We start from the raw sequence: 21,375 nt of genomic DNA, 5'->3' as shown, positions 1-21,375 counted from the left end.
TCTGCTCAGCCTCAGTTGTAGTACTTACTTAGTACTGACGTCCATTCAGGTCGCCCCAAAGACGCTTTGCCTGCTCATTGCAGAAGGCGTTGATCTTCTCCTCGTCGAAAGCGACAAACTTGCGGTCCTTGTAGAGGACCTTGCCGTTCACGATCGTGGTACGGCACTGTCTGCCCTCCAGGCCGAAGAGAATGTGACCGTCGATGTTCTCTTCAGAGAGCGGGGTGAAGGTGTTGTAATCGAAGATTGCGAGGTCCGCGCCTGCGCCTTCACGCAGGACGCCCAAGTCGCGCTTGAAGTACTTGCTTGCCATCGCCGGATTGCTCTTGAACAGCATCGTCATGTCCTCATCCCAGCCCACGTTCGGCCTGCCACTCTCGAGGCGCTGCACGCAGATGAAGGCCTTGAGGGAGTCGAGCATATCGTGGGTGTAGGCATCGGTACCCATGCACACCGGGATGCCACGGCGGAAGAACTCGAGCACCGGAGCGGTACCCACGGCGTTGTTCATGTTGGACTCGGGGTTGTTCACAAGCCAGGTGCCGGTTTCCTTGATCAGGTCGAGTTCAGTCGGGGTCACATGGATGCAGTGGCCGAGCATCGTGTCCGGCCCCAGAAGTCCATGGTTGTAGAGGCGCTCCACCGGGCGGACGCCATAGTGGTTCTCCATCGAATCCTCGACGTCGTTTAAGCCCTCGGAGACATGGATATGGAAGCCAGTCAGACCGTCGTTGGCCTCACGCATCTTGTCCATTGTCTCATCGGAGAGCGTGAATGTGGCGTGTCCGCCGAACATTGCGACGATCATGCCGGAATCCTGCTTGGCTGCCCAACGCGCAAAATCTGCGTTCTCAGCGATTGCCTGGTCGCACTTCTCCTGGCCGTCGCGCTCGGAGACTTCATAGCAGAGGCATGCACGGATGCCGAGCTCCTGGCAGGCATCCTTGATCGTGAACAGGGATCCCGGGATCTCAGCGTAGCTTGCATGGTGGTCGAAGATCGCCGTCACGCCGTTGCGCAGGGACTCCATGATCGTGACATAGGCGCTCGCCTTGGTCTCATCCATGTAGAGATGCCGGTCGATCGCCCACCACTGCTGCTCCAGGTTCTCCAGGAAGTTCGTGGGGTTGCAGCCCTTGATTGCGAGGCCGCGGGCTAACCCGGAATAGATGTGGGTATGGCAGTTAATCAGGCCAGGCATAATGATACCGCCCTGGGCATCCAGGCGTTCCGCCTTCGGATAGGTCCGCTCCAACTCTTCACGGGGTCCGACCGCAGCGATCGTGCCGCCATCAATTGCGACCGCTCCATCCTGAATAAAAGGCATTGCATCGTCGCGGGTGATAACTCTACCGTTTGTTACCAGCAGCATAGTTTTCCTCTCCCAGATTCAAAGTGTCGCAGCTCAGCTACGATGGTTCCCGTTACGGGCGCAGCCCTCTCCGACCGTGCCGGCCGAACGTTTTGAGTGAGAGTCCGACAAGCTCACTGTTTATCACTGTGCCCAAGCTGACAACTTGCTTAAGCAGACTTACCGTTATTGTACCTAACTTTTTTTCAGGTATGTTTGTCTTTACTATCCCATATCCCTTCCCGGATCAAGGCATCGCTTAGCCCATCGGGCAGATTCTGGGTGTGAATGGTTATGAAGCATGGAAGAAGTGAAGGGGGTTTCAAATCACGTTATATAAGTGAAACTACAACGTAGAGATACCTGAGCTTCTCAACCATCATGCCCCGTTGTATCCATCGACAGGTTCCAGTCACACTGCAACTTGTGGTCTTCAAACTTTTTGTTATTAATACAGATAAAAATTTGTTTGATATCGCAGATTTTCGCAGCATAATTGAATAGCATATAGTTTGAACTATGGTATATGAGCATCCAGGAGTTCCCAAACATGCATGAAGATCAATTAGACTTCCTCAAGCGTCTCGCGGAGGGTATCGCTGTACAGTTTGGTAAGAACTGTGAGGTCGCTGTGCACGACCTCACAACCAAGGACTTGAACCATACGATCGTGGCAATCGAAAACGGCCACATCTCTGGCCGCTCTATCGGCGACGGGCCATCCAATGTCGTAATCAAAGCCCTCGACACCGACCCAAAAAAGCTGCATGACAAATTGGCATATCTGACACGCACCGAAGACGGGAAGATCCTGAAGTCGACGACGATCTTTCTGCGTGACCAAAAAGGCATCCCCTATGCGATCTTCGCGATCAACTACGATATCACCCTGTTTTTGACCATGACGGAAGAGCTGAAGGACTTCACTGAAGTGAAGGGCAACAACAAGTCCAATCCCGAGATCATCCCGCGCAATGTAAACGATCTACTCGATGAGCTCATCGACGAGAGCGTCCGCCTCGTCGGCAAGCCGGTGCTGCTCATGACAAAAGAGGACAAGGTCCGCGCGATCGGCTTCCTGAATGACGCCGGTGCCTTCCTGATCACCAAGTCCGGCCCCAAGGTCTGCAACTACTTCGGGATCTCCAAATACACACTCTACAGCTACATGGATGAAGCAAAACACGCGAACAATCCCAAGCCAGACAAAGCAAACTGACGAACAATATTCGATACAATACTGTGCCTTTATCCTGCGGGATGAAGGCACTTTTTATATCATGGATCTCAATCAATACTTGGCTGCTGTTCATCGAAGACACAGACACACCGAGCAAACCGAAAGAAGGTAGCGAAGCAAGGTACAGGATAAGCATGGACGATGTCGACCTCATAGTGGGCCTCGACAGATATAGAGTATGAACATCACCGAAATAGCGCAGATAACCGGACACGATCGAAAGACATTTTTCAAGTATCCGAATGAGATGAACTTCTCACCTAAGTTTCCACCACCAAGAAGAGCCACCAAATTCGACCCTCCTACAAGCCAGGGATCGATGAGTTCCTGAAACATGACCTACAGGAATTTGGAAAGCGACATAACACGATACGTGAGATCTACGAGCAGGTCCATAAGTCAGGCTATACCGACGGCGCCTACACAGTCGACAACTATGTAAGGGCAATACTGCCATCCATCGGTAAAACAGGCTCTTCGCTACTTATGGTAGGTAGCACTCCTGCATCCCCTTGAGCACGTGGCACCCGGACAGCCAAGATTTTGGTGACGGAAGGCTTCGATCCTAAGGTAGGATATGGATGCTTAAGGCAGGCATGCTGGCAAGGCTCTTTAAGAGGTCCTATGGGGCTTAGGGTCGAATGGAGCTCTTCGGCATCTGGTTTAAGGAGCGCAGATGGGTGCAGGGCATCCTCCCTGTGAGGGTGGTACACGTCAGGGCCAGGTAAGTGGTGCGCCCTGCCTGCCACAGGCAAAGCCACTGGCACCGTCGATATTCCTGTTTGGAGATACCGTCACTTTTCCACCAGAGAGTTTCTGCGCACCCAACATCCTGCCGTTATCTACGGCATACACGCGGGAATGCTTGGCAATATCCTCATCCGATCCGAGGATGGCCTTGCTTACGAGGCCGCTGTTATGGATGATATAGGATTCCTTCTTGAAGGTCGTGGCCAAGAGCACAAGCTCCACCGGGTGGATGCCTTCGTCTGCCACCTCTGCACAGCGATAGCTGTTCCGCAGGATGACAGGGGAAGCAGCAGCTATAACGAAGTCACAGGGGATATCCGAGGGATCATAGGCGAGGAGAATATCGATAGCCCCCAGCTATCTCCATTGGCTTCAATGATCCTGCCATCTCTTTGTAGCACATAGTCACAGGCATTGACAGCTGTCTGGAAGATAGCTGTCTTGCCATTTATCTCAAGATGAAGCAGGTAGCTATGAGCAGAGGTGTATTCGCTGTATCTCTTAACCGAGAGGACATCGAAAAATGCGGTGAAGTCATATTTGCTGCTCGAAGCCAGATGCCATCCATCTCGCTCCTTGTCCATCCGCCCCCCCGCATGTACATAAAGCTGCAAAGCCGCGAAAAACGCGCGGGATTCCTCCAGAAGAAAGTTGGCAAGCTCGATCTTCATGCAGCTCCTCAGTCAGAAATCTTTACCTTCTTCTACTTTCTTCCGTCGGACAATTCCATCTTTGGATGCAAGCTCTCTCATATTATTGGCGCTACGAACTTAAAGCCGCCACAATAATTGATGCCCCTGAAATCCCATCCACATATTGCCTACGTTGATGATTGCTGTCTGCATATGCATGGCGCTTCAGAACCATTGTTCCAATCCTGAAGCAGATATCGCTACTGTCTCGTGCAGACGGCCCATGCATACAAAACGCTGGATACAATTCCTAGCAACCCCAGAGAAAAGAATGTGCCTGAAGAATGTACGCCCTTTGTGGGTTTGTCGGTTCTCGGTATACTTGTATCCGTTATTAACGAGGCAGGAACACTGCTCACCGCTGCTGTTCCCCGTTGCTTGTCAGAGGTACCAATGAAAGACTTCAAGATAGCCAACATTCTGCTCGATGAGTCGCGGCAATTTTATACGACGCCGCTTCTCTACTATCGCTCTGCAAGGGCCATTTTCCCGTCCGATAAGGAAGATAGTGCCTGGAGGCTTGTGGGCCCCGGTTCGTTCGACTTCACGACCTTCTTCAATGCGCTCTCCATCAACAAATGGAGGGAATATACAGTCGCCAAGGGCTTCAGACTGCATCTCGAGCTTCGTGGCGCTGCCTGCACCGTCACGCAGACCCGCACTGATCCATTAGACTATTACCCCCACAAGCTTCCCGATACAACAAAGGCAATCGAGGCTTCGCAGGAGTGGCAGATCATCGAGATGCCACTTGTCCTTCATGACACTGATGTTATGGATTCTTTCGTGATCGATGCGGCGGGAGAGATCGAACTCAGGAATTCCTACTACACCGCCCAGATTCCCGATAACAGCGTACGTCCCATTGAGCTTGCCCTGTCGACCACGACCTTCAAGAAGGAAGACTTCATCACCCACAACATCGAGCTTGTCCGCACGAAGATCGTGGAGACCGACGAGCTCATCGCGAAGCATTTCCGTATGTACGTTGTAGACAATGGACGCACCCTGGATGCAGAGAAGCTGAGCTCGAAGAGCATCACCGTCTTCCCGAATGACAACGTGGGCGGATCGGGTGGCTTCACGTTCGGCATGGTCAAGGCCCTCGAGTCGGGAGATGTCACGAACATCCTCCTTATGGACGACGATGTGGAAGTCTCCCCAGAGAGCATCATCCGTACGTTCAACCTGCTGTCCATCACGAATGACAGGTACTTTGAAGCCTTTGTCTCCGGCTCCATGATGAACTACGACGAGCCGGATCAGCATTGGGAAGATACCGGACACATGACGGTACGAGGAAACTATCTTCCCGACAAGCCGCCCATGCGCGTCAGCGCCTTGAACGAAGCCATTGCATGTGAGACGTTCTCCTATGAAAAGGAGATCTTTGCCGATCTCAAGCAGCGCTACGCCGGCTGGTGGTACTGCTGTATTCCTGTCTCCACCATCAAGAAGGTTGGGCTTCCTCTCCCCTTCTTCGTGCGCTTCGACGATGCAGAATATGCGCTCAGGGCCAAGCCAAGGTTCATGTCCATGAACGGTATCTGCGTCTGGCACCTCGTCTTCTTCATGCGCTACAGCGCAGCAGTCGAGAGATACCAGGTCACCCGCAATGGCCTCATCGGCCAGTTCACGACCGGCGTCGCGCCACTCACGAACTTCTTCAAGGAAATCGATCATGAGGTCATGATCGAACTCTGCAAGTTCAACTACGACGACGCAGAACTTGTCCTCGAAGGCCTCGAAGATTTCTTCAAGGGTCCAAAGTTCATTGCACAGAAGGGTATCGGCGAGAAGACCTTCATGGCTGCCAACAAGAAGAAAGAGAAGCTCCTCCCGTTCGACGAGCTCCGTGAACAGGCTCTGAAGGAATGTAAGGTCGATATCCACGGCCTCTCCCCTAACGCTATTACCGACGATATTCCGATGAAGAGGGCCAGCGTCGGCCGTGTCGAGAACATAGCGCTCCGCGCGCTCGAGCGAAAATCTCTGAACGGCCAGCTCTGGGGTAACCTCAAGCCGTTCACTGATTCCGTACCTGTCATCCATGGTGTAGGCTGGTCCTATCAGGAAGGCAAGCTCTTCGGTACCGATACGCTCATCGCAATCGACAACTACAACAAGAAGGGCATCATCCGCCACAAGAACGCAGACAGAGCCAAGCAAATCTGGAGCCGCTACCAGAACGACCTCAAGTACTACAACCAGAACAAGGATAGACTCAAGAAGGAATACCAGAGCTCGAAGGGATATCTGACCTCCATCGACTTCTGGAAGGGCTATCTTGGCCTCGACTAGCGCCAGAACAGACACAGCGCATAAGCAAGCGCCTCGGGCTAAATGCATTCGAGGCGCTCTTTTTCTGTTCTATGCTGCAGCTACTACATTCCCTTGTCTTCATTCTCCTTCTCATGAATCGCAAACTCCTGTGCCAGCTGCTCCACCTTGTCAGTCAACTTGGACATGTCGCAGGCCATGCTGAGCAGCTTCACAAACATGAGGATGATCCTGTAGAAGACAAAGTTACTCGGCAAGAAAAGACCAAGCAGTTCCTCAAAGAAAGAGGCGATTCCGGAAAAATAGCGAACAGAATCATCAGTACAACACAGACTACAGGCGCATCGGGCAGGCGGCCTGCCGTGGGAAGGAAGCTAAGATGAGGGGGGGTCCTCGCGAAGATGGACACGCCCCAAGCCAGGCACCGTGGCGAGACAGTAAGCTGTAATCTTTTGGTGAACAGGAGGACACCAGCAGCTAGTGGCAAGTATCCTTTGCTCAGATGCCCACCCAACACCACCTGTAGACTTAAGCCATGAGCTGTCAGTGAGTGCAAGTAAGGCAGAAGAAGGCAAAGTCCAAGTTGAATTCGAAGCTTCCCAGACAGTATATAGATGAGTAGCGCTTAAAGGTTACCAGTACTGCGGCAAGGCCCGGCAGGTAGACCTAAAGAGAAACATCAGGGCGTGTACCAAAGAGCTTTAGGGAAACGATGATTAATGCCCCATGCACCGCAATAAGGCTCCAAGATAGATCAAGCGACGCTGGGAGCCGGGAGGTGCAGCCTGCCGGCAAAAGATGCACATGGCAAGGTTTGCAAGGGCGAGAGAGACTCGAGTGTGCAGGTATCTTCTCTATCCTCCTGTAGCGCTTCCTTAAGGGGCCGAAGCGCCGCTTCACGATAAGGAAGGGATGCTCTACCTTTAAGCGGCCGGATGCCTTCCTGGACTCGATGCCCTTCTCGGACAAGAGTGCACAGGCAAGGTCCTCTCTAGTCGAAGGCTTCCTTAGCAACGCTTTAGCGCATAGATGAGAGGTGTGGGTCTTTATGCGTCCTTAAGGGCGCTTCGCTATACCTATATAGCCTAAAGTCTGCGCAGCAGAACCTGTCATCTTCCCTTACGAGTGCGTGTGCCACAGGATATGTCGGACACATTCTAAGCGATCGTCTCCATACCATGCACAAAGCCGCCTTCGGCATCCACGCCAATATCACCTTGTATCCGATACGCCAGGCTCCCCTTTTCTTGGACTGGTGCGCTTTAAGGGTTACGTGTGTGGTCCTTGTTCTTCGTGGAGCTTTAGGGCCCAGGTGAAGGTCACATCCACCATGGAGCCGCCCCGCGCCGTGATCCCTGCCGCTTTAAGGCTATGGCGCATCTTCGCAAGTGTCGTAGCATCTAGCACCTGCTCAGACATGAGGTCTGCGTGCACAGAAGCGCTGCCAGGAGTGGCAATCCAGGATAGCATCTTTAAGTTCCCTCGTCTTAAGAGAGCAAACATAACCTAAAGCAGGATACATCCTAAAGCTTTGTCTTTGCAGCGCGCACATGCCTGACAAGAGCCTGTCCGTGGTAGCTGGTATCTACCAGTGCAATCCAGCTGTCCCACACAACGATCGCATCCATCCGCTCTAAGAGTGCCTCTCGTCTGGTCTTTCTCCTTAGACCTTAGGATTTAAGGTCCTAAAAGCTCATCTATCTGTCCATATCTGCCTTTTGGATATGCAGGAATGTGTGGATGTAGCTATACCATATCCAGAAGACAGATAGGCATCTATGTGGGTATAGGCACTGCGTGGTTCGAGACATTTTGAGCAGGTGGCATACAGCGTGTGGCCCCAGCTACCTCATCGAGCTGAATTAATCATCGGTTCCCTAGGGGCAAAACTGCATCTTCCCTGCAAAGCCAGCCATTCGGCACTATAGGATAGAGCACGACATGTGGATAAGAACTCTTCGATACTTTTAGGTGGTCGCCCGCGAAGAGAACATGACAGAGGCGGCAAATGTCCTGCATGTGATGCAGCTGGCGCTCTCGCGTCAGATCGTAGAGCTCGAGACCGAGCTTGGCTGCGCTCTCTTCAGGCACACGAACCGCTGACGTTCACCGAGGACGGCATGAGGCTCCGCCAGCACGCAGAGGAGATCAGTTATATGAAGTCAAGACCTGATTAAAAGATTGTAGGAGAAGTTTTAGGTAAGTAAGTTTTATTGGATTTTACACTTTGACAGCCGAATATTGAATGCTTTTGGCTCTTCGGTAGTTTGTGTGGGTAGCCCGCCATGGCTTTGCGCAGCTCGCATGCAGAAAACACGCAGTCTCAAGACGAACGGCCCCGCGAGGGGCCGCCCCGCGCCGTTTTCCCGAAGGATTTCACTTCGTCAAATGCATCCGATCCGAAGGGAGGACCGCACATGGGAACGATTCTGCACTACGTCCTGTCGCTTGTGAAGACTGTCGTGGTGGGAGCCGCGATAAGGGGGACTCGATAGTCGTGCGGGTGAGGCCGCACAGGCGCGAGCAGCTGAGGTGCCCGGTGTGTGGGCGTTGCTGCAGCTGCCACGACCACGTGCCGGCGAGGCGGTGGAGGGCGATGGAGCTCGCCTCCTCGAGGTGCTACCTTAAGTAGCGCCCCGCACGCGTGAGCTGCCCCGAGCACGGCGTGCATGAGGAGAGGGTGTTGTGGGGCAAGGGCGGGGTCGAGGGTCACGCGTGACTTTAAGGAGTGGGTGGCGTGCCTCGCTGTTCACAGCCCGCTCTTATGGACTGCAAGGCTGGCCAGGATCGAGTGGAAGAGCGTGGGCGGCATCTGCAGGCGGGTGTAGGAGGAGATCGAGGCTGCACGCGGACAGGGCCACATCGACGGCCTGAGGCACAAAGGCATAAGACAAGACGAGCTACAAGAAGGGCCACAGATACCTCACGGCCGTTGTCGACCATGATCTGGGATGCCTCGTTTGGGCACAGGAGGGATACGGCAAGGAGGTGCTGTCGCTTTTCCTGGACGGGCTTACGCGCGAGCAGAAAAGCTCGATCGAGGTCGTCACGGCAGACGCAGCGAAGTGGATAGAAGAGCTACTCTGGCGTCGCTGCCCCAATGCAAGATGGGTCATGGACCCCTTCCATGTGGTCGAATGGATAAACGATGTGCTCGAGCGGGTGAGGCGCGACGAATGGCAGGCAGCGCGCCAGGCAGACAGGCAGGCGAGGGCCGCCGAGCCCAGGGCGCAGCACGTACCGGGGAGCTCAGGGAGCGTGCGCGCAGCCTCTCGGCGGATGCCTTTCGCATTAAGGGGAGCAGCTATGCGCTCGCGAAGAACCCCTAAGGACCTGAGCGCGCGGCAGAGGGAGCGGCTCTTAGAGCTGAAGCGCGCAGAGGGCCATCTTGCACGTGCATGGACGCTCAAGGAGGATCTTGAGGGCTATCTTCCGCGCAAAGGATGCGCATGAGGCACAAGGGCTGCACGACAGCTGGCTGAAGGCCACCGCATACTGCAGGATCGCGCCCGTCGTCGCAGTCGAGAAGAAGGTGAGGCGCAGGCGTGCTGACGTGATAGCCGCCGTCGAGCTCGGAACCGGCAACGGGCGCGTCGAGAGCATCAACAACAAGATCAAGGTCACCATAGCCAGCGGATACGGATTTTGCAACACTGACAACCTCTGAGCGCTGATCATGCTGCGCTGCTCCGATAAGCAGCCTGCGCTGCCCTGGGAGGGCAGGGCGGAGGAGAAGCGGAAGAGGGACGAGCGCAAGCGGAAGGACCGGGAACGCGACAGGAAGAGGAGGAAGGAGAAGGCAGGCAAGGCGAAGGCTGCCTAGCCGAGCTCCGGGCCACACAAACTACCGAAGACTCTTTTAAACCTATTAGCAAGGTACAATGCAATCAGACAGCGGGTACTGAGAACCAAGGAGCACCGCTGCGATCACACGACATCACCGAATGGAATCTACCTTATGGATACGAACAAGACGAACGAAGAGATCAAGAACCTCGCTGCAGGCGATGCAGCCACGAAGAGCACCCCCGAAGCTGCCGAGATGGCATAAGCTTCCCGCCACAAACATGGCTGTGGAGAAGACTGCCATCCTCACGGACACCATCACGGTGAAGACGCCGAGAAAGCCGGGCATCATTGCCACCACCATCACCACGATGGAGAAGGCGAAATGACCGCCATCGCTACCACCATCATGGAGATGCAACCGGAGATGAGCATGAGCACCGCCATTACCATCATCACGCCAATGACGAAGAGGCCCACGGCCATCGCCACGGCGACGATGCAGAAGGAAGACGCGGGCACCACGGAGGCGGCTACAGCGCCGATGAGGAAGGGCTCGTCTGCCCCTGCATGGGAACGACGAGGGACGAGGTCTTCCAGACAGTGGCGGCAGGAGCACAAAGCGTCGAGGACGTCGAGTGCGCAACCGGAGCAGACACCCGCTACGGACGCTGCCGTGTTGTAGTCGCTGTCATGGTCAAAGAGGCATTGGCTCAGACAGCATAGATCTCAACGAATAAACAATGACACCATACCAGATAGGTTCTATAGCAATCCATCGAAGAGAGTAGGTAGATGGATAGCAGCTTCGAGAAAGGATTAGAACAAGTCTGAATGCGATCCTGTACGGAACAGAAAGAGTTCGAGTTCTTCTTCCCCAATGCGGTAGACAAGCAGCCAGTCTGGTTCGATATGGCATTCACGAAATCCGCGAAAATCGCCCGTCAGATTGTGGTCTCGGTATCTTTCATCAAGCTTCTGCCCCGACGCCAAGGTATCGACTACCTCTTTGAGTCTTGAGATTCTTAGACCACGCTTCTTAGCAAGTTTCAAATCCTTTCTAAACTGATTAGAAGGCACTACCTCAAGCATCATTGCCCAGCACCTCATCAGCCATCGCATCAAAAGAGCTGTATCGCTTATAGCTCTCCGGATGATTCTTCATCGCATCATACTCGGCAAGCGCAGCCTTTGTTTCTGCATTGGGAATGACACGCTTCACTTCGAACGGTATGCCATCGTGACTGACTGCGCTTTTCAGAAACATGGTAATTGCAGCTGTCATGTTCAATCCCAAATCGTTGAACAAATCCTCGGCAGACCGCTTCAAATCGGCATCTACCCGAACGTTGATATTTGCTGTCGACATTGATACCCCTTCCCCACTATTTTCTATATTTGTATACCCTTCGCAATGTATTGTAATCACAATGCAAAACATTATTTTACTATAGCAATACTACAAAGTGAGAATTCCCATTCAAGGAAGGAATCTACCTTATGGATACGAACAAGACGAACGAAGAGATCAAGAACCTCGCTGCAGGCGATGCAGCCACGAAGAGCACCCCCGAAGCTGCCGAGATGGCATAAGCTTCCCGCCACAAACATGGCTGTGGAGAAGACTGCCATCCTCACGGACACCATCACGGTGAAGACGCCGAGAAAGCCGGGCATCATTGCCACCACCATCACCACGATGGAGAAGGCGAAATGACCGCCATCGCTACCACCATCATGGAGATGCAACCGGAGATGAGCATGAGCACCGCCATTACCATCATCACGCCAATGACGAAGAGGCCCACGGCCATCGCCACGGCGACGATGCAGAAGGAAGACGCGGGCACCACGGAGGCGGCTACAGCGCCGATGAGGAAGGGCTCGTCTGCCCCTGCATGGGAACGACGAGGGACGAGGTCTTCCAGACAGTGGCGGCAGGAGCACAAAGCGTCGAGGACGTCGAGTGCGCAACCGGAGCAGACACCCGCTACGGACGCTGCCGTGTTGTAGTCGCTGTCATGGTCAAAGAGGCATTGGCTCAGACAGCATAGATCTCAACGAATAGTAAAGAACTCTGAAGGAGACAGGGCTCAGGCTCTGCCTCCTTCTTCTTGTCAGAAGTACTCTGCCTCTTCCAGCGTGAGCGACTCGGCCACGGCCACACAGACCTTTGCTACTTCCTCGATATCATCGAGGGCGCAGATCCACACCCTGCATGGACGTAGCGGCACGGGACTCCTACCACGACGCTCGGCACATCGAGCATGTGCGCAGATTCTCCGTCAGCGCTGCCGCCTTCACGCACGTTTGTCTGCACCCTGAGGCTATGCTCTCTCGCTGTGGCAAGCGCATAGCGCTGATATCTCGGGTTCGTTATCATACAGCAGTCGAAGTAGCGAAATATCGGGCCTTTGTAGAGCGCCGCCTGGATATCGTCGGACGGAAGGAATGCATCATCTGCCGGACACCTTTCGAACATGAAGGTAAGCTTCGGTTGGAAGGTCCTGACAGCAGCTGCAACGCCGCGCTCCCCTACCTCCTCCATCGACACGATCGAGGCCATTACATCGAAAGGCAGGTCCTTCTTTGTAAGCTCTCTCAACGCCAGGAGCAGCACCGTGACGCCTGCCTTGCAGTCGAAGGCTTTGCCGAAGGCGATGCCGTACTCCGCATCATAGACAGACTGTGTCGCCGGCACGAACGGCTCGCCCATGCCCATATGGAAGCACTCGACAACCTCTTCCTTCGAGGTGGCACCGCAAGTCGAGGATGAGCTCCTCTGTGCCGGAAGCCCTCTCTGCTTCGCTCATGAAGTGTGACAGCTTCACGCCGATGACGGCAAGGACCCATTGTCCTTCTGTCGTGCGCACATAGACATCCTGCCCTGCAAGCACATGGGGAGAAAAGCGTTCGAACTCGACGAAGCCCATGGTCTCGTTCGAGTGGATCGAGCGGACCATGCTGCCGACCTCGTCTCCATGGGCATCGAGCATAAGCGCCGGCTTCATGCCGCTGAAATCCTTCGGATAGATCAGAGCATCCATCAATGAGTTCATCTTTACGTCGGCCCAGCCGGAGCAGAACTCCTTTATCACAGCGACCGTCTCGTCCTCGAAGCCCGAAGGCGACTTGGCAGACGACACGCTCGTGGCAGCGGGACCCATGTGCCTGCTTGTGCTTGCCGACAGGGCAGTGAGGCTGCTTTTCGCGAGAAGATGCCACCACGATAACGGGAGCGTCTTCAAGGCCGAGGTCGGGCTTTTGCAGGGACGTCCCCTTAAGACACTCACTTCCGGATAGGGGCAAGCAGTTCGCAGGGCATACAGGGCTCACAGATGCCCTTTGAGGCGTGCAGTTCTACTTCTGCGACCCCCACCATCTATGGCAAAAGCCGACAGTTAAGAACACCAACGGGCTCCTGCGCAAGTTCTTCCCCTAAGGGCACAGACTTCGGAAAGGTCACAAACGAGGAGGTGCAGCATGCGGTGGAGCTGATCTGTGACAGGGCGAGGAAGGTCCTGAAATACAGGACAGCCAACGAGGTCTTTAGGGAGATGTTGCACTCAGCTTGACAATCTGTCGCTGGAATGTGTGGATGTAGCTATACTATATCCAGAAGACAGATAGGCATCTATGTGGGCATGGGAGCTGTGTGGTTCGAGACATTTTGAGCCGATGTCATACAGCGTGTGGCCCCAGCTACCTCATCGAGGCGAATTAATCATCGTTTCCCTAGGTATCAGCACCAGTATGGTGACACCTTTACTGGCTATAAGATTTGCAGCAACCACGGTCTTTCCAAATCCGGTGGGAGCCACCAGCATGCCATCGTCGCGCTGCACAAGCGAATTGATCGCATCGTCCTACCCCTCACGCAGGGTCCCGACAAAGCTGGAATGAATCATGTGCCCAAAAGTCCACTCGTCGTGCAAATCGACCTCGCAGTCACATTCACACAAGTAGGGCACAGCCGCACCCTGGCATCCGCGAGGCAGGCACAACGTATCGTCATTCTCCTCACCAAACCACAAGAAGCGAGGGGTAGTCTTTGCGTAAATCCTCTGATGCATACACTGTTTTAAGAAGAGCTCAGAGTTCGCCATAGCCGCCATCTGCGACAAGTCTGCCAGCAAGGGTTGCGACAGCTGGTACTTTCTCAGCTGAACCATACCATCCAACGTGACATCAACTTGTAACGACGTAAGGCACTGGGCTGCAGCGGTTTCGGGCGCCGCGCTATCGGCAACAGTCGCGCCATTCTGGGTGGCCAAGTCATTCTGGATTACCGTATTTTTCTCGCTACTCCAGCGAGATTTACCTCCTCCTATTCCAGGGACAACATAGCCATCCGCCAGCCCATGCGCCACCACAGCCGGCACCTTTTTGACAGTTGAGAGGAACACCCACTGATTGTCATATGGCTCAAACGCATCATCCACAAATACGCTGTTGCCCTCCCCGAACAGCGACACCCCGCAGGGATAGAGCTATGAGGTTGCCCAGGCCATCCGACGTTATAGCATCTTGAGTTGGGAAAAGTCGGTCATACGAATCGAGTCCTATCCTGGAGTAGTGTCGCCGCGCATCGTCCAGCAGGAGCGTGCCCAACAAATGCGCCTTCGCCGCAGGAACTTCTGCCTGAAAGAACAACCAAACATGCGCACCACAGCCAGACCACGACCTCTCGATCGCACAGAAAAGACCGCGACGCCGACATGCATCACGATACGCACCAGCAGCCTTCTGCCACCCATCGTCATCAAAGTCCGTCACCAGCAGCCAGCATGTAGAGTCCTTGGTCATGGGATACAGACCCAGCACATCCTTCCGCCGAAAGTCCGAGCCCACGAAATGCCTAATCAGAGTACGGTCGCCAATTGCATGCAAGTTGCGATTCGGACATTCGCTGCACTTCACATGGCGGCAATCGCATAGACCGGGCTTCCACAAATTCGAGCACGCGGGACTATATTCCATGCGCCCATCTCTGCGCAGATAGCCAGTAGCAAATGCATCCGGCCTTCCACAAAAAGCGACCTGAAGAGGGTAATCTTATGCGCTGCCGAGCTCTTTCGCGTAGCAATCTGGTCCAACTGACTTGGCCACTCACTTGCCAGGACTGCAAACTCCCTACCATCCTCCGCAGTGCACAGAACGACGTCCTTCACCCCGCCAGCACCATGCACGGCCCGACCAAACCGCAGCGTTACGCCGTCCAAAACTGCTTACAAGGCAAAGGGACGGTCGTTAAGCTTCAAGTCGCCCGGCTCGGCCATGATTAAAGCCCTCCCCTGCATGTTACTCATCCGTCTTCACCGAACCACATTAATGTGCCTCTGACGAAGAAGCACCATTATCCTTCGATATGATAGGACAAATGGGAGAATACTGTGTCTAGATAAGGTATAGATTAAGGAGGTTCATTATGGTATCCAGAACTGCCGAAATCAAATCGTATGTGTCTCCCGACGTGAAGGCCAAAGCCACAGAGATTTACTCTCACTGGGGAATGAGCCTTTCGGACGCAGTGAACACTTTTTTAATCAAGTCAATTGACGTGGGCGGACTGCCATTTGATATGCGACCAAACGAGTCCCCACGCTATGATGCAACTAGAGTCATGCGTGCCGACCCAAGATACGGAGCTACCATCCTACCCGCCGACATGAACGACGAGGAGGATGGGCTCTATGACCACCTCAAGGAATAGAGACAGTCCCTCTGTTTGGGAGATTTGGCTGGCATATCTTCATTTCGCCGATCATCTAGTCACAGCAACCAGGATTTCTAGGTAGACAGTCAGCATTTGGGGAGTACTTCCAATGGCGTGTTGAGCTTCTCGAAGAGCTCGACACGCCTCTTCTTGCAGTTGCAGGCCATCCAGACACCATGCCGCTTGGCAGCCTTGACCTTACGGGCCTCGAGCGCCTCCGAGACCTCCTGGTGGACGAGGGCGCTCACGAGCAGGATGAACGCCAGCCCCTGCATCCTGTGGTAGTCCTGCTGGCACAGGGTATGCGCGTCTTAGCCGTTCTTGAAGTAGTCGAAGTAGGTCTTAATCGCCCAGCGCTTCTTGTAGAGCGCGAAGACCTCCTCGGCAGGCGTGTCCTGCAGGCTTGTCTGCAGGACGCTCACACCCAGGTCAAGTCCGAAATCGTGTGTAAATTGCCTCGTAAGCAAACGCCCCTGCGAGCCGTCACGAAGCGAGTCTCATCCGCCGCTGCGTGCGGGCTATCTCCTCGAGATCCCCCTTCCTCCTCTCATAGCCCCTCGACCGCCGGCAGCCAGTACTGCTTGCTCTTGGCGGCCCACCTGTCGTTCTCCTCGATGAGGTAGGTCCCGACAAGCCTTATTAGCGAGCCCTTACTCGGGAACACGCCGATGACCTTCGCCCGGCGCTTCACCTTAGCGTTGAGCCTCTCGAGGCAGTTCGACGTCCTGGTGCACCTGCGCATCGCCGGTGGAAGAGTGAGCTGTAATCTTTTGGTGGACAGTGGGATTCAGGGACTGGCAACAGATATGCTCTGTCCAGATACCCACCTACCAACACCAGCAGATTGAAGAGATGAGATGTCGCTAAGCGCAAGCGAGATAGAGAAGGCAAAGTCCCGCACGAAGCCAGGGATGCCCAAACACTACACTGAAGGAGTATTGCCTCGAGGCTATCGACCACTACAGGAAGGCACGTAAGGCCAACCCGAAGAAGAGCATCAGGGAGTGCGCCGCAAAGCTTAAGGATCAACGACAAGACCCTAAACGACTGGATCATCAAGCACTCAAAGACCAAAAGGGTGACCCAGGAAAGGACCGACGAGCACAAGCAGCTCGACGCAGTGAACAGGCGTATACACGAGCTCGCAAGCGAGAATAAGTTCCTAAAAAAGAGGCAGCCTTCTTCGCCGGAAGCCTTTGTTGAAGGACAGGTTTTAGCTCATGCTGGAGAAGAGGGCAACCTACAGCGTCTCGATGATGGAGCGCGTACTGGAGGTGAGCAGGGCTCACTTCTACAGATGGCTCAAGGCCAAAGGCGGTGAGGACCCGTGGGGTCCTATCAAGGAAGCCATCATCTAGATATGGGAGGAAAGCGACAGGCGCTTTAGCTTTTGCAAGGTATGGACCAAGCTCACAGGAGATCCAAAGTTACGCAAAATTTACAGGCACGACCCGCTACCGCGTGCGCAGGTGCATGGCTAAGCTTGGGCATCTGCGGCATCTGATCCAATGCCTCCAAGAGAACGACGCTGCCCGCACCTGATACCCCCGAGCGCGCTGCCCTCACCCGGCGCGACTTTTCGTGTCTTGTGCCGACAGCCAAGCTCGTGGGCGATACAACCTATCGCAGGACCACGGCAGGCTTTATATATCTCGCCGTCGCACACGATCTGTGCACACACATGGTGGTGGGCTGAAGCATACAGGACAACATGAGGGCAGGGCTTGTCGTCTTTGCCCTGAAGATGGCATATTCGCGCGGATACGTGGCTGGAGGGGCCATATTCTAAGCAGCCCAGGCAGCCAGTACATAAGCTCAAAGCTCGCCGCCTGCTCAGCTACACACGACGTGAGGCTCTCCGTGGGGAGAACCGGAAGCTGCCACGACAATGCGCTCGCCGAATCGTTTTTCGCCACGCTCAAGAACGTGTGGTACTACCATAAGCGCCTCTTAGACGCATCCACGACCAAGCACAAGGCACACGAGTTTAATCGAGTCGTACTACAACCGCTTCCGCCCGCATAAGTCCATAGGAGATCGCGTGCCCGCAGAGGTGATGCAGGAGTTCTTCGAGCGCCTCGAGAGAGGCCTTGCATACGATCCAAAGGTGATGCAGACCGCATAAAAAATCTGAGATTCCTCTGTCCATTATATTGACAGGGGTCAGGGCTCGTGGCGGCCGTAAGGGAGGTGCTGCCCGGCGCCGCCTGGCAGCGCTGCCAGGCCCACTTGCGCAACGTGTGTAAGGCCGCCCCCAAGGGAGTGTGCGCCGGCCTTAAGGGGGGAGCTGGTCGAGAGGCTCAACTGCCAAGCGCACCGGAGGCGAGGCGCACACGGGACGAGATACTGGCGGACTTGCGCGACGTTGCCTCAAGGGCGGCGAAGGTGCTGATCGCCGCGATGCGTCTGTACATGAGGACGTCCAACTACCTGGAGAGGCTGAACAGGGAGATAGAGAGGCACGCCTGCTTTGTCGGGGTCTTCCCGAGTAAGGCGGCGGCGATCAAGATGATCGGGTCGGTCCTTACCGAAGAGAACGAGTGCAGCTCGATGCAGAGGAAAAGCTACTACGGATAGGACTTACGTGCAGCTCCTGCAGGTGGAAGACGAGCTCGCAAAGATAGCGCGCAACCAAAGGGACATGGCAAAGGCGTAAGGCAGGGAACGCGGCAGCGATTTTACACACGGATTCGGACTTGGCCGAAGGCCAGCGTGCCATCCAGGTCTCCTCAGACCTGCTGCTCGGCTGGACAAGGCTTCCTGGCGAAGATGGGCGTCTGCATGACTACTACGTGCGCCAGCTCTGGGACGGCAAGGGTGCACCCGACCTCACGAAGATCGATGCCCACCGCCTCACACATCTGGCTGCCCTCTGCAGCTGGACGCTTGCCCGTGCGCATGCACGGACCGGTAACCGCTTCGCGATTGCCTCCTATCTCGGAGACGACAATGCTATGGATGAGGCATCCTGCACGTTCGCCCATACCTATGCCGACCAGACGGAGAAAGACTTCAATACCTTCCTTGCCGCAAGGAAGCAGGGCAGATTCTGCTGAGAGATACAAGGCCTGAAGACACAGAGAGCGGAAGGAGCCCATCTCGGCGCTCCTTCCGCTCCTCTTCTCTATGAGCTGTGCCGCTAGCCTTTAAACGGCATAAGATTCGCGACTGCCTCCTCGACGCTCATGCGCCTGCCATCGTGATCGAGGTCGATCAGCACATAGCGGTTGTTGCCGACGCCGAGCTCCTTCATGTATGAAAGCTGCCTCATGCCATGCCGTGTTAGCATGCGCTCTGTCAGGTTCGTGGTTCTCCTCCGGCTTCATAGCGAAGACCATATCGACCGAAGCCTGGTCTGCTGCAAGCATGTCGGTCGAGGCGAGGATGCCGACATTCGGCGGCACGGCCGACGCTGCATGGATGCCTTGGCAGTCGCAGGAGACCGACATGTTGCGGAGCACGTTCACGAACGTGATCGCGCGTCCATCGGAGGAGAAGAAGCCCACGGTCGCCTTCGCGGACTCGCTGATACGCTCCATGAGCTCCTCTTCGGCGATATCCCACATGTTGGAGGAACCGGGCGTCGTGTGGATCTGTGCCTTGCCGCGGCGGCCGTCAGCGCATCCGATGCCGATGTTCTTGTTCGAGCCGCCGAAACCGTCCATCATATGGCCCTTGAAGTGGTGAGCACGACGAGCGAGTCGTAGCTCAGCATATGGTCGCCGACACCGATCGTGTCGAACCATTTGCCGCCCGCAACGGGCAGGTCTGCGATGCCATCCTCGTCCATAATGTCGACAGGGCAGAACGTCCAGCCATTGACCTCGAGCGTCTTCCGGTACAGCTCTGTCGTGTAGCGGTCGCCCTCGTAGTACGTGTTCGTCTCGACGATGTTGGAGTCCCTGAGCTCAGACTCCTTATCTCGAAGAGACTTGACCCAGTCCCTCGGAAGGATGTTGGGGCCGTGCTGCTCGCCCGTATGAAGCTTGAGGCCGACCTTCCCATGTATATTGCCGTTTACCTGCTCGTAGACACGGGCAAGCCCTTGTGCAGAGAAGTCTCGCGTGAAGTAGACGATCGACTCGTTGCCCTGGCGCTCCTCATAGGGAACGTAGATGTCTCCGCCTGTGCCTGGTCTTGGCTTCTCTTCCATGAAGCACCTCTTTCTCCGGAATCCATTGCCCCCATCATAGGGAGAGCTGCACGTCCATTCGTCCGATTAGGCATATTGCTGTACAAGCTTCACCAGACGGGCGTCCGTGGCACCGTTCAAGAACACGCCGGGCTCTCCCTGGGCGCCTGGCGCAGAGGGAGCCAGATCGCACGAGGAGGCTGCAGCATTGCTTCCACCCGAAGTCGCGAACGGCACGATTGTCTTACCCGAGAAATCGGCAGACTCGAGGAACGTGTTCACGATGTTCGGCGATGTGTACCACCAGATGGGAAAGCCTACATAGACAACGTCGTAGCCGGACACATCGAGCACCGCACCCTTCAAGGCCAGACGGATGCTGTGGTCGTTCTTCTCCTTCGTCGTACGTGACTGGCGGTCTCGCCAGTTGAGATCTGCCGACGTGTAGGGCACTTCAGGCTCGATCCTGAAGAGGTCAGCTCCTGCCGTCTTGGCCAGACGCTTTGCCACGCGCTTCGTTGTACCTGAAGCGCTGAAATATGCAACCAATGCCTTTGCCATGAGAAGTCCTTTCTCTCCTGATTCCCGCATCAAGCGTAGGTCCGTCAGCCAGCCCGCCTAGTGAGGAAGCTTGCCATACGTGCGGGCATAGCAGGAAAGAAGGATACAGATGCCCTCGAAACCCTCGACGTCCTTCTGCAATGAATCTCTGCCATTCGCTCTCCATGGAGGAACATATCAAAGACAACGCATCTTTCGTGTTCGGAAAGCTCTCATCTATTGGTGCCGCTTGCTTCTGCACCGCAGCTACATTTCTTGGCTACGGCGCGCATCAGCCCTCCTCGGCTCACGGAGTATCTGCCAGCCATGCAGACAGCACGAGACTCTTCCATTGCAAGATGAAGATGCTGATTGGGAAAAAGCCCAATCTGAAGCATTCTCGATCTTCCCCCCCCTCAAAGCTTTCTCTGACATTGAGGTGCAGCTTCTCCGGTTACCCTCGGCAACAGAGACAGTTCATGCAAGCGCTCTTAGTACAAGGGTTCTTAAATCTTCCGTCACCATGTGGTCTACGCCCATGAATTGGGTATAGTACAATGTACATACATAAGATGTATATTAGGAGGTTAAAATGACAACAATGACCATCCGCTGCGATGAAAACGACAAAAAAGCAGCTCAGGAGGTAGCAGAGTACTACGGGTTCGACCTTTCCTCGGTAACCCGGGCGTTCTGGAAGCAGATGGCACGCACCCACACCATCCCGCTCAATCTGGGCAATGAGATTCCGAATGATGGGACCAGCGCCGCTCTCCGTGAAGGCGCTGAGATCATGTCCAGAGGCGGGACCGGCAAATCATACGAGACAGCCGAAGACATGCTTGCCGCGATACGAGCGGAACGCTGATAGGACACCTTCGGATCGAG

The 21,375-nt window shown here is 55.0% G+C and carries 34 protein-coding genes and 1 pseudogene; 16 read left to right on the top strand and 19 right to left on the bottom strand.

Going from position 1 to position 21,375, the window contains the following annotated elements:
* Positions 1–28: 28 nt before the first annotated feature.
* Entirely contained in the window at positions 29–1,372 is a 1,344-nt protein-coding gene (gene ssnA / locus J4859_RS04830) for a putative aminohydrolase SsnA (protein ID WP_212333445.1), read from the bottom strand.
* Positions 1,373–1,901: 529 nt separating this feature from the next.
* Between ssnA and J4859_RS04825 the strand changes: the two genes are divergently transcribed.
* Entirely contained in the window at positions 1,902–2,570 is a 669-nt protein-coding gene (locus tag J4859_RS04825) for a transcriptional regulator (RefSeq protein ID WP_212333443.1), read from the top strand.
* 735 nt (positions 2,571–3,305) lie between these two features.
* Here the strand turns inward: J4859_RS04825 and J4859_RS04820 are convergent.
* A complete protein-coding gene (locus J4859_RS04820) occupies positions 3,306–3,587 on the bottom strand; it encodes a hypothetical protein (protein WP_212333440.1) in 282 nt (93 codons plus the stop codon).
* A 47-nt stretch (positions 3,588–3,634) separates the two neighbouring features.
* Positions 3,635–4,012, bottom strand: a complete 378-nt coding sequence (locus tag J4859_RS04815; protein WP_212333437.1) for a hypothetical protein — start codon at positions 4,010–4,012, stop codon at positions 3,635–3,637.
* Positions 4,013–4,426: 414 nt separating this feature from the next.
* On the opposite strand from J4859_RS04815, the gene J4859_RS04810 reads away from it, so the two are divergent.
* Positions 4,427–6,334, top strand: coding sequence for a glycosyltransferase (locus J4859_RS04810; RefSeq protein WP_212333434.1), 1,908 nt, complete (start codon positions 4,427–4,429; stop codon positions 6,332–6,334).
* Between the two features lie 83 nt (positions 6,335–6,417).
* On the opposite strand, the gene J4859_RS04805 is transcribed toward J4859_RS04810, so the two are convergent.
* The 3 genes from J4859_RS04805 to J4859_RS04795 form a co-directional block, all read right to left on the bottom strand.
* A complete protein-coding gene (locus tag J4859_RS04805) occupies positions 6,418–6,606 on the bottom strand; it encodes a DUF2304 domain-containing protein (RefSeq protein WP_256436857.1) in 189 nt (62 codons plus the stop codon).
* 373 nt (positions 6,607–6,979) lie between these two features.
* Positions 6,980–7,327 (bottom strand): hypothetical protein, encoded by a 348-nt coding sequence (locus J4859_RS04800; RefSeq protein ID WP_212333431.1) that lies wholly within the window; start codon positions 7,325–7,327, stop codon positions 6,980–6,982.
* A 255-nt stretch (positions 7,328–7,582) separates the two neighbouring features.
* A complete protein-coding gene (locus J4859_RS04795; protein ID WP_212333428.1) occupies positions 7,583–7,747 on the bottom strand; it encodes a hypothetical protein in 165 nt (54 codons plus the stop codon).
* A gap of 537 nt (positions 7,748–8,284) precedes the next feature.
* Between J4859_RS04795 and J4859_RS04790 the strand changes: the two genes are divergently transcribed.
* The 6 genes from J4859_RS04790 (at position 8,285) to J4859_RS04770 (ending at position 10,825) form a co-directional block, all read left to right on the top strand.
* Complete coding sequence (locus J4859_RS04790) at positions 8,285–8,416, top strand: LysR family transcriptional regulator (RefSeq protein ID WP_256436824.1); 132 nt, start codon at positions 8,285–8,287, stop codon at positions 8,414–8,416.
* Positions 8,417–8,816: 400 nt separating this feature from the next.
* On the top strand, positions 8,817–8,945 hold the full coding sequence (locus tag J4859_RS16765) for a hypothetical protein (protein ID WP_256436823.1): 129 nt from the start codon (positions 8,817–8,819) through the stop codon (positions 8,943–8,945).
* A gap of 314 nt (positions 8,946–9,259) precedes the next feature.
* Positions 9,260–9,766 (top strand): transposase, encoded by a 507-nt coding sequence (locus J4859_RS04785; protein ID WP_249113801.1) that lies wholly within the window; start codon positions 9,260–9,262, stop codon positions 9,764–9,766.
* Entirely contained in the window at positions 9,732–9,980 is a 249-nt protein-coding gene (locus J4859_RS04780; protein ID WP_212332887.1) for a transposase, read from the top strand. The genes J4859_RS04785 and J4859_RS04780 overlap by 35 nt, the downstream gene beginning before the upstream one ends.
* A gap of 9 nt (positions 9,981–9,989) precedes the next feature.
* Entirely contained in the window at positions 9,990–10,136 is a 147-nt protein-coding gene (locus J4859_RS04775; RefSeq protein ID WP_212333422.1) for a hypothetical protein, read from the top strand.
* 314 nt (positions 10,137–10,450) lie between these two features.
* Positions 10,451–10,825 carry a bacterioferritin-associated ferredoxin gene (locus tag J4859_RS04770; protein WP_212333416.1) on the top strand — a complete coding sequence of 125 codons (375 nt, stop codon included), beginning with the start codon at positions 10,451–10,453 and terminating at the stop codon, positions 10,823–10,825.
* Between the two features lie 93 nt (positions 10,826–10,918).
* Here J4859_RS04770 and J4859_RS04765 read toward each other — a convergent pair whose 3' ends face one another.
* Complete coding sequence (locus J4859_RS04765) at positions 10,919–11,191, bottom strand: type II toxin-antitoxin system YafQ family toxin (RefSeq protein ID WP_212335137.1); 273 nt, start codon at positions 11,189–11,191, stop codon at positions 10,919–10,921.
* On the bottom strand, positions 11,184–11,468 hold the full coding sequence (locus J4859_RS04760) for a type II toxin-antitoxin system RelB/DinJ family antitoxin (RefSeq protein ID WP_212333420.1): 285 nt from the start codon (positions 11,466–11,468) through the stop codon (positions 11,184–11,186). Before J4859_RS04760 ends, J4859_RS04765 begins: the two co-directional genes overlap by 8 nt.
* Positions 11,469–11,778: 310 nt before the next feature.
* Here J4859_RS04760 and J4859_RS04755 point away from each other — a divergent pair, with 310 nt between their 5' ends.
* Positions 11,779–12,153: a bacterioferritin-associated ferredoxin gene (locus J4859_RS04755; RefSeq protein ID WP_212333416.1), complete on the top strand. Its 375-nt coding sequence runs from the start codon at positions 11,779–11,781 to the stop codon at positions 12,151–12,153.
* A gap of 122 nt (positions 12,154–12,275) precedes the next feature.
* On the opposite strand, the gene J4859_RS04750 is transcribed toward J4859_RS04755, so the two are convergent.
* Positions 12,276–12,815 (bottom strand): hypothetical protein, encoded by a 540-nt coding sequence (locus tag J4859_RS04750; RefSeq protein ID WP_256436822.1) that lies wholly within the window; start codon positions 12,813–12,815, stop codon positions 12,276–12,278.
* The gene (locus J4859_RS16760) at positions 12,775–13,245 is read right to left on the bottom strand and encodes a hypothetical protein (protein WP_212333411.1); all 471 of its coding nucleotides are present in this window, start codon (positions 13,243–13,245) and stop codon (positions 12,775–12,777) included. The genes J4859_RS04750 and J4859_RS16760 overlap by 41 nt, the downstream gene beginning before the upstream one ends.
* Between J4859_RS16760 and J4859_RS04740 the strand changes: the two genes are divergently transcribed.
* Positions 13,232–13,402 (top strand): hypothetical protein, encoded by a 171-nt coding sequence (locus tag J4859_RS04740; protein ID WP_212333409.1) that lies wholly within the window; start codon positions 13,232–13,234, stop codon positions 13,400–13,402. The two genes, J4859_RS16760 and J4859_RS04740, sit on opposite strands and share 14 nt — an antisense overlap.
* 404 nt (positions 13,403–13,806) lie before the next feature.
* Here the strand turns inward: J4859_RS04740 and J4859_RS17505 are convergent, their stop codons facing one another.
* The 3 genes and pseudogenes from J4859_RS17505 to J4859_RS17500 form a co-directional block, all read right to left on the bottom strand.
* Positions 13,807–13,944 (bottom strand): DEAD/DEAH box helicase family protein, encoded by a 138-nt coding sequence (locus J4859_RS17505; RefSeq protein WP_212333406.1) that lies wholly within the window; start codon positions 13,942–13,944, stop codon positions 13,807–13,809.
* 21 nt (positions 13,945–13,965) lie between these two features.
* Entirely contained in the window at positions 13,966–14,541 is a 576-nt protein-coding gene (locus J4859_RS04730) for a hypothetical protein (RefSeq protein WP_212333403.1), read from the bottom strand.
* Positions 14,534–15,124, bottom strand: a pseudogene (locus J4859_RS17500) (DNA helicase); the annotation flags it as partial. The gene J4859_RS04730 and the pseudogene J4859_RS17500, both read right to left, overlap by 8 nt.
* A 403-nt stretch (positions 15,125–15,527) precedes the next feature.
* On the opposite strand from J4859_RS17500, the gene J4859_RS16755 reads away from it, so the two are divergent.
* The gene (locus tag J4859_RS16755; RefSeq protein WP_212333398.1) at positions 15,528–15,812 is read left to right on the top strand and encodes a type II toxin-antitoxin system RelB/DinJ family antitoxin; all 285 of its coding nucleotides are present in this window, start codon (positions 15,528–15,530) and stop codon (positions 15,810–15,812) included.
* Between the two features lie 89 nt (positions 15,813–15,901).
* On the opposite strand, the gene J4859_RS04720 is transcribed toward J4859_RS16755, so the two are convergent.
* The 3 genes from J4859_RS04720 to J4859_RS04710 all read right to left on the bottom strand — a co-directional run bounded on the left by J4859_RS04720 (position 15,902) and on the right by J4859_RS04710 (position 16,596).
* Positions 15,902–16,090 (bottom strand): hypothetical protein, encoded by a 189-nt coding sequence (locus J4859_RS04720; protein WP_212333396.1) that lies wholly within the window; start codon positions 16,088–16,090, stop codon positions 15,902–15,904.
* Between the two features lie 36 nt (positions 16,091–16,126).
* Positions 16,127–16,282, bottom strand: a complete 156-nt coding sequence (locus tag J4859_RS04715; protein ID WP_212333393.1) for a hypothetical protein — start codon at positions 16,280–16,282, stop codon at positions 16,127–16,129.
* Between the two features lie 80 nt (positions 16,283–16,362).
* Positions 16,363–16,596, bottom strand: coding sequence for a transposase (locus tag J4859_RS04710; protein ID WP_371812221.1), 234 nt, complete (start codon positions 16,594–16,596; stop codon positions 16,363–16,365).
* A gap of 439 nt (positions 16,597–17,035) precedes the next feature.
* Here J4859_RS04710 and J4859_RS04705 point away from each other — a divergent pair, with 439 nt between their 5' ends.
* The 4 genes from J4859_RS04705 to J4859_RS04690 all read left to right on the top strand — a co-directional run bounded on the left by J4859_RS04705 (position 17,036) and on the right by J4859_RS04690 (position 18,871).
* Complete coding sequence (locus J4859_RS04705) at positions 17,036–17,173, top strand: hypothetical protein (RefSeq protein ID WP_212329948.1); 138 nt, start codon at positions 17,036–17,038, stop codon at positions 17,171–17,173.
* 490 nt (positions 17,174–17,663) lie between these two features.
* On the top strand, positions 17,664–17,840 hold the full coding sequence (locus J4859_RS16075) for a hypothetical protein (RefSeq protein WP_249113758.1): 177 nt from the start codon (positions 17,664–17,666) through the stop codon (positions 17,838–17,840).
* Between the two features lie 147 nt (positions 17,841–17,987).
* Entirely contained in the window at positions 17,988–18,392 is a 405-nt protein-coding gene (locus J4859_RS04695) for a transposase (RefSeq protein WP_212333385.1), read from the top strand.
* A 119-nt stretch (positions 18,393–18,511) separates the two neighbouring features.
* Positions 18,512–18,871 carry a DUF2252 family protein gene (locus J4859_RS04690; RefSeq protein WP_212333383.1) on the top strand — a complete coding sequence of 120 codons (360 nt, stop codon included), beginning with the start codon at positions 18,512–18,514 and terminating at the stop codon, positions 18,869–18,871.
* 90 nt (positions 18,872–18,961) lie between these two features.
* Here the strand turns inward: J4859_RS04690 and J4859_RS04685 are convergent, their stop codons facing one another.
* The 3 genes from J4859_RS04685 to J4859_RS04675 all read right to left on the bottom strand — a co-directional run bounded on the left by J4859_RS04685 (position 18,962) and on the right by J4859_RS04675 (position 20,508).
* The gene (locus tag J4859_RS04685; RefSeq protein ID WP_212333380.1) at positions 18,962–19,483 is read right to left on the bottom strand and encodes a DUF362 domain-containing protein; all 522 of its coding nucleotides are present in this window, start codon (positions 19,481–19,483) and stop codon (positions 18,962–18,964) included.
* Positions 19,480–19,968: a hypothetical protein gene (locus J4859_RS04680; protein ID WP_212333377.1), complete on the bottom strand. Its 489-nt coding sequence runs from the start codon at positions 19,966–19,968 to the stop codon at positions 19,480–19,482. The genes J4859_RS04685 and J4859_RS04680 overlap by 4 nt, the downstream gene beginning before the upstream one ends.
* 66 nt (positions 19,969–20,034) lie before the next feature.
* The gene (locus J4859_RS04675) at positions 20,035–20,508 is read right to left on the bottom strand and encodes a flavodoxin (protein ID WP_212333374.1); all 474 of its coding nucleotides are present in this window, start codon (positions 20,506–20,508) and stop codon (positions 20,035–20,037) included.
* A gap of 571 nt (positions 20,509–21,079) precedes the next feature.
* On the opposite strand from J4859_RS04675, the gene J4859_RS04670 reads away from it, so the two are divergent.
* Positions 21,080–21,355 (top strand): type II toxin-antitoxin system RelB/DinJ family antitoxin, encoded by a 276-nt coding sequence (locus J4859_RS04670; RefSeq protein ID WP_212333371.1) that lies wholly within the window; start codon positions 21,080–21,082, stop codon positions 21,353–21,355.
* The last annotated feature ends 20 nt before the right edge of the window (positions 21,356–21,375 follow it).

Source organism: Atopobium sp. oral taxon 416 (assembly GCF_018128285.1).
In the GTDB taxonomy this organism is placed as follows: Bacteria; Actinomycetota; Coriobacteriia; order Coriobacteriales; family Atopobiaceae; genus Olsenella_L.
Note: the sequence above shows the minus strand (reverse complement) of the source record. Positions and strands in the feature narration are given on the sequence as shown.

Excerpts from the sequence above, each read along its gene's own strand:
- ssnA (WP_212333445.1), bottom strand. The coding sequence starts at position 1,372 with ATGCTGCTGGTAACAAACGGTAGAGTTATCACCCGCGACGATGCAATG.
- J4859_RS04825 (WP_212333443.1), top strand. The coding sequence starts at position 1,902 with ATGCATGAAGATCAATTAGACTTCCTCAAGCGTCTCGCGGAGGGTATC.
- J4859_RS04815 (WP_212333437.1), bottom strand. The coding sequence starts at position 4,012 with ATGAAGATCGAGCTTGCCAACTTTCTTCTGGAGGAATCCCGCGCGTTT.
- J4859_RS04810 (WP_212333434.1), top strand. The coding sequence starts at position 4,427 with ATGAAAGACTTCAAGATAGCCAACATTCTGCTCGATGAGTCGCGGCAA.
- J4859_RS04775 (WP_212333422.1), top strand. The coding sequence starts at position 9,990 with ATGCTGCGCTGCTCCGATAAGCAGCCTGCGCTGCCCTGGGAGGGCAGG.
- J4859_RS04765 (WP_212335137.1), bottom strand. The coding sequence starts at position 11,191 with ATGCTTGAGGTAGTGCCTTCTAATCAGTTTAGAAAGGATTTGAAACTT.
- J4859_RS04760 (WP_212333420.1), bottom strand. The coding sequence starts at position 11,468 with ATGTCGACAGCAAATATCAACGTTCGGGTAGATGCCGATTTGAAGCGG.
- J4859_RS04750 (WP_256436822.1), bottom strand. The coding sequence starts at position 12,815 with ATGGGCGAGCCGTTCGTGCCGGCGACACAGTCTGTCTATGATGCGGAG.
- J4859_RS16755 (WP_212333398.1), top strand. The coding sequence starts at position 15,528 with ATGGTATCCAGAACTGCCGAAATCAAATCGTATGTGTCTCCCGACGTG.
- J4859_RS04720 (WP_212333396.1), bottom strand. The coding sequence starts at position 16,090 with ATGCAGGGGCTGGCGTTCATCCTGCTCGTGAGCGCCCTCGTCCACCAG.
- J4859_RS04705 (WP_212329948.1), top strand. The coding sequence starts at position 17,036 with ATGCTGGAGAAGAGGGCAACCTACAGCGTCTCGATGATGGAGCGCGTA.
- J4859_RS04685 (WP_212333380.1), bottom strand. The coding sequence starts at position 19,483 with ATGATGGACGGTTTCGGCGGCTCGAACAAGAACATCGGCATCGGATGC.
- J4859_RS04680 (WP_212333377.1), bottom strand. The coding sequence starts at position 19,968 with ATGGAAGAGAAGCCAAGACCAGGCACAGGCGGAGACATCTACGTTCCC.
- J4859_RS04675 (WP_212333374.1), bottom strand. The coding sequence starts at position 20,508 with ATGGCAAAGGCATTGGTTGCATATTTCAGCGCTTCAGGTACAACGAAG.
- J4859_RS04670 (WP_212333371.1), top strand. The coding sequence starts at position 21,080 with ATGACAACAATGACCATCCGCTGCGATGAAAACGACAAAAAAGCAGCT.